The 4,141-nt window shown below is 67.5% G+C and carries 4 protein-coding genes and 1 pseudogene; 1 reads left to right on the plus strand and 4 read right to left on the minus strand.

All coding sequences use genetic code 11. The features are described from left to right. Positions 1 to 135 precede the first annotated feature (135 nt). From ACFU5K_RS31430 to ACFU5K_RS31440, 3 genes are all read right to left on the minus strand, one after another. Positions 136 to 507 (minus strand): hypothetical protein, encoded by a 372-nt coding sequence (locus tag ACFU5K_RS31430; RefSeq protein ID WP_078886206.1) that lies wholly within the window; start codon positions 505 to 507, stop codon positions 136 to 138. A gap of 125 nt (positions 508 to 632) precedes the next feature. Next, a complete protein-coding gene (locus ACFU5K_RS31435) occupies positions 633 to 1,889 on the minus strand; it encodes a helix-turn-helix domain-containing protein (protein ID WP_384068024.1) in 1,257 nt (418 codons plus the stop codon). A 573-nt stretch (positions 1,890 to 2,462) separates the two neighbouring features. Next, a complete protein-coding gene (locus tag ACFU5K_RS31440) occupies positions 2,463 to 2,969 on the minus strand; it encodes a GntR family transcriptional regulator (protein ID WP_384068028.1) in 507 nt (168 codons plus the stop codon). 50 nt (positions 2,970 to 3,019) lie between these two features. On the opposite strand from ACFU5K_RS31440, the pseudogene ACFU5K_RS31445 reads away from it, so the two are divergent. Further along, positions 3,020 to 3,430 (plus strand): annotated as a pseudogene (locus ACFU5K_RS31445) (site-specific integrase); the annotation flags it as partial. Between the two features lie 288 nt (positions 3,431 to 3,718). Here the strand turns inward: ACFU5K_RS31445 and ACFU5K_RS31450 are convergent. Then, positions 3,719 to 4,108, minus strand: a complete 390-nt coding sequence (locus ACFU5K_RS31450; protein ID WP_384068031.1) for an SUKH-3 domain-containing protein — start codon at positions 4,106 to 4,108, stop codon at positions 3,719 to 3,721. Positions 4,109 to 4,141: the final 33 nt, after the last annotated feature.

The following is a 4,141-nucleotide window of genomic DNA, read 5'->3' on the forward strand; positions in this document are numbered from 1 at the left end:
CACACCGCATCCCGCTTCCACCACGCTCCCACCGTGACGGCCAGTCATCCAACGCCGGAAACCATCACGCTCCGATTACCCGCTGAATGTTTGCAGCGGTAGCGCTTCCGGGCCGGCGTGCCGGTAGCTGCGGTGTCAGGCATGTTCGGCCGCCTCTTCCTGCGGGTCCGGGATGCGCTGTCCGCGCGATTCGGCCACCCGAAGCGCGTCGGTGAGGGCTTCGGCCAGTCGGGAAGCCAGCCAGCGGTACTCGGTGGCCGACAGGGCTCGCGCGCCGGGGGCCACGACTTCGCGGACATGTTCCAGCAGTTCTTCGCCCATGCCGAGTTGGACGGCTTCGATGCTGTCGGCGAGCGTCGACAGGTAGCCCCTGCCGTCGGTGCTGAGATAGCAGGGGTTCCCGTCCGGGGTGGTCCACGGCAGTAAGCGGGGGCCAGCCAGCCCTGTTGCCGCGTCGTACAGTTCCCGGCGACGCATGCGGTCCGCGTCGCTCCTGGGTTTGGTCACCGTGCACCCCCGGCTGGGTCGCTGATAGGGACACGGCGACCGTAGGAGCTGACTGACTGTCACTCCATGTATGCGCCAGGGCAGTTCGCGACGCAGAGTGTGCGAAGTGCTGCGCTGCGTGGTAGCTAGCCGACGACGCCCAGGTAGGAAGCCATATCGCGCATCTCGGCGGTGAGAGTGCGCTTGCGCTTCTTCAGGATCTCCTGCATGGTCTCGGCGGCCACGTGCTGATGCTGAAGCCACTGGGGGGATGCGCGGCGAACCCCGGTCAGCTCGTCCATCGCCGCGGTCAGGTCGCCGGTGCGAGCGTGGGCGCGTGCTACGTCCATGCGGTGGCGGTTCCAGTTGTCGTCGCTCGGCCGCCCTGTGCTCTTCCATGCCTTGGGCGACAGGGCGTCCTCGCCGGCCTTGCGGACGACGGTGCGCACGTCGCCCACGACCATGGCGTCCTCCACACCCTTCATGCCGACCGTCAGCGGACCGAAGGTCGTCCAGTGCCGGAAGAACGAGCCGGTGTGCTCCCGTCCCACGGCCGATGCCGCTGTAGTGGCCACACGGTGGTAGTGACGGGCCTCCTGGGGGCGGTTGTTGCGGCCTGCGGCAGCCGCAGCCCGTAGTGCCAGCCAGCCCCACGCCGCACATTCGTCGGGGGACGCCCTGGACAGCCTCGGCTCGATCATGTCGGCGGTCTGGGCGGCCAGGTGTTCCGCCTCGTCCAGGCGTCCCTGGCGCAGCAGCAGCCAGCACATGCCGATCACGCCGGAGGCTGCGGTGAGTGGGTCCGCGGCTTGGCGGGCCTCGGTGATGGCCCCGGCCAGAGCGGTGTAGGCGAGGTCGTACTGCCGCACCTGCGTGAGATAGCGCCCGGCCAGTTGCAGGGCTTCGGCTCGGGCCAGGAGCGCCTGGCGGTGTTCCTCGCCGTTGTCGTAGTAGGCGACCGCGCTGTTGGCGTCCCGCAGGAGTCCGGGGAGTTGGGAGGCGACGCTCTTGTAGCTGTCGGAGTGGTACAGCACCGCGCCGTCATGCACCGCCCGGCGGAAGCGGCGCACGTTGGGCTCCTCCTCGCCGGCCTCGCCGCCCGCATCGGCCAGCCCGACCGGCGGTGTCAGGGCGGTCCGCAGCTCGATGAGGTTGACGCGGTTTCTGTCCTCGGTTCGGCGCACCGGTTGCGGAGCGTCCGGGGCCAGCAGCGTTGCCGTGGTCACCTCCAGTGCGCGGGCGAGGGTGTGCAGCGTCTCCATGCGGACTGTCCCGCCCTGCTCGACCTTGCGCACTGTTCCCGGTGACACGCCTGCGGCGTGGGCCAGTTCCTCCTGGCTCATCCCGGCGCGACGCCGGTACTTGCGGACGTTGTCCGCCAGCTCCGTGAGTTCCGTAGCCATCCGCTCACCACCTCCAGCGCCACGGTACGCCGGACGGGCGCATCAACCGGTGGCTATCCGGCAGATACCCGCCAAGGAGCGATCACCACCCTCGGGCGGGGCGGCCGGGCTCCGGCACAAGCGGTGCCTGAGCGGGTGGGGTCCCTCGTCGGTCGGGCAGCTTCGCCGGACCAGGGTTCCCCGGGGGCCGCCAAGGCTCACCCCGTGACGCGTGCGCTCGGCCTTGGCGGCCCCCGGGGGTTCCTGGTACGCCTCCGGTGACTGGGCGACGAGGGACCCCACCCGCGCCCCGCGACCACTCACCACGACGAAGCCGCACCCGGCATTCGGCCCCCTGCCCCTCGGAGGGAGGGCCGGGGTCTGGGGCAGCGCCCCAGGTGGCTTACTGTGCTGGCTGTGCGTGCCCGGACCGGCGGGGCCGACGGCAAGCGGGGCGGAGACAGGAGCGGGCGGCGGCCCCGCAGGGCCGGAGCGCGCGCGGGCCGCGCCAGCGGGCCGCCTTGATCAAGTAAAGAAACTCTGAACAGCTCACCTCGTGCTGAGAGTCCTGCTGCTCCGTCTCGTGCAGCCCGTTCAGCGTCGGTGTCTGCCTTCGTTCAGCCGGTCGTGTAGGCGCTGGACGCTCGCGGCCCGCTCTTCGGGCGTGTAGTTGCCGCTGAGTCGCTTCCGTTGCTCCATGACGGCGCGCATGGCGTCGCGATGGGCGGTGTTGGCCTCGAACTGGCCACTTGCCTTGGCGAACCGTAACTCGGCGGCGGCGAGTTCGGCGGCTACCTCGTCGTCGGTCTTGCCGCTGAGCCGTACCGCTTCCTCATCGGCCCGATGCTGGGCAGCCATCTCTTCCAGCGTCTCGTTGTAGCGCTTGAGGAACTGATCGCGAGGGCTGAGCTCGCGGACGAAGACGCCCCTGCCTTGTACGGAGTAGATCAGCCCCTCCTCCTTGAGGACCCGCAGTGCTTTCTGCGCGGTGGAGTTGGCGATGCCGTATTGGGATTGCAGCTCGCGGGCAGATGGGAGCTTGGCTCCCGGCGCGAGCCGGCCGTCCTGGATCTGCTTGCGGAGTGCGTCTGCGGTCTGCACGTACGGGGGCGGGGGTCGTCGGCAGGCGCGGTCTGCCAACCACGCTGGAGATCACCGCAGATGAAGCCCGCCAGTTCCTCGCGGCTGTCCGCAATGACCGCCTGTTCGAGCTGTATGAACTCGCCCTCCGCGCCGGTTTCCGCAAGGGCGAACTCCTCGGCCTCCAGTGGGAGGACCTCGACCTCCAGACAGGCACCGTCAGCATCCGACGCACCCTCCAGCGCACCCAGACCGGAGGGCTGACCACGATGCCCACCAAAACCCGCGCATCCGAACGACGCATCGCCCTCCCCAGGGAGTGCATCCACTCGTTCAAGGAACACCCTGAAGTGCAGGAAGGAGAGCGTTCGGCGGCAGGGGAGGACTGGAAGGACAACGGTCTCGTCTTCAGCACGCCGGCAGGAGGGCCGATCGATCCGGCGAACCTCAATCGCCACTTCCACGCCCTCCTCGGCCGTGCTCTCCAGGGCTCCGACGACTCCACCAAGCAGCCCGACGACCGCGGCGAACCGCCGCTCTGTGCAGCACCCGTCCGCTGACGTTGCCGTCAACTACTGCCGTCAGGAGCCCCAGCGCACGCGAGAGGCCCCACCAGAATGAACCTGGTGGGGCCTCTCGATTTCCATTCCTGTTCAGCATCAGGCCGCTGACGCAACACCACGGCAGTAATCAGCGGTTTGCCTCAGCGTGAGGGCAATGCCGGCAGACCTTCAAGCCGGCGGACCCTCATGCGGATTGAGACTACGCCTTCAAAAGAAGGTCTTGTCCCAATTTCCAGAAATCAGGGCTTGCATAGATTGCATAAAACCGTTCCCGACATACTGCATTCCGGCATCCCCAGCGAGAAATACGTCTCCATCACTCGCGATCAATACCACTTCCTCGGTGGCGAACGCAGAACCAACGGGGACCAGAGGGCGCCCCACCCTCTGAGAAAATATGCGAATGTTACCGGGGTAGAAAGAAAGGGCTTCTTCTGCGTCAATCTGCACACCCACCTCCATTTCGCGGTAGATCCACGAAATGGAGAACTCTCGATACTCTTCGAGAAATCCGCGCAACTCTACCCCTACGTCATATCGGGTCTTCGAATTTAGTGGGGGTGTGCTTCCCGTCGGCTCCGCCGGGTGGTTGCACAACGTGATCGGAGCCGCTGGTTGGCGCGGTTACGG

This window comes from Streptomyces sp. NPDC057428 (assembly GCF_042803195.1).
Classification (GTDB): Bacteria; Actinomycetota; Actinomycetes; order Streptomycetales; family Streptomycetaceae; genus Streptomyces.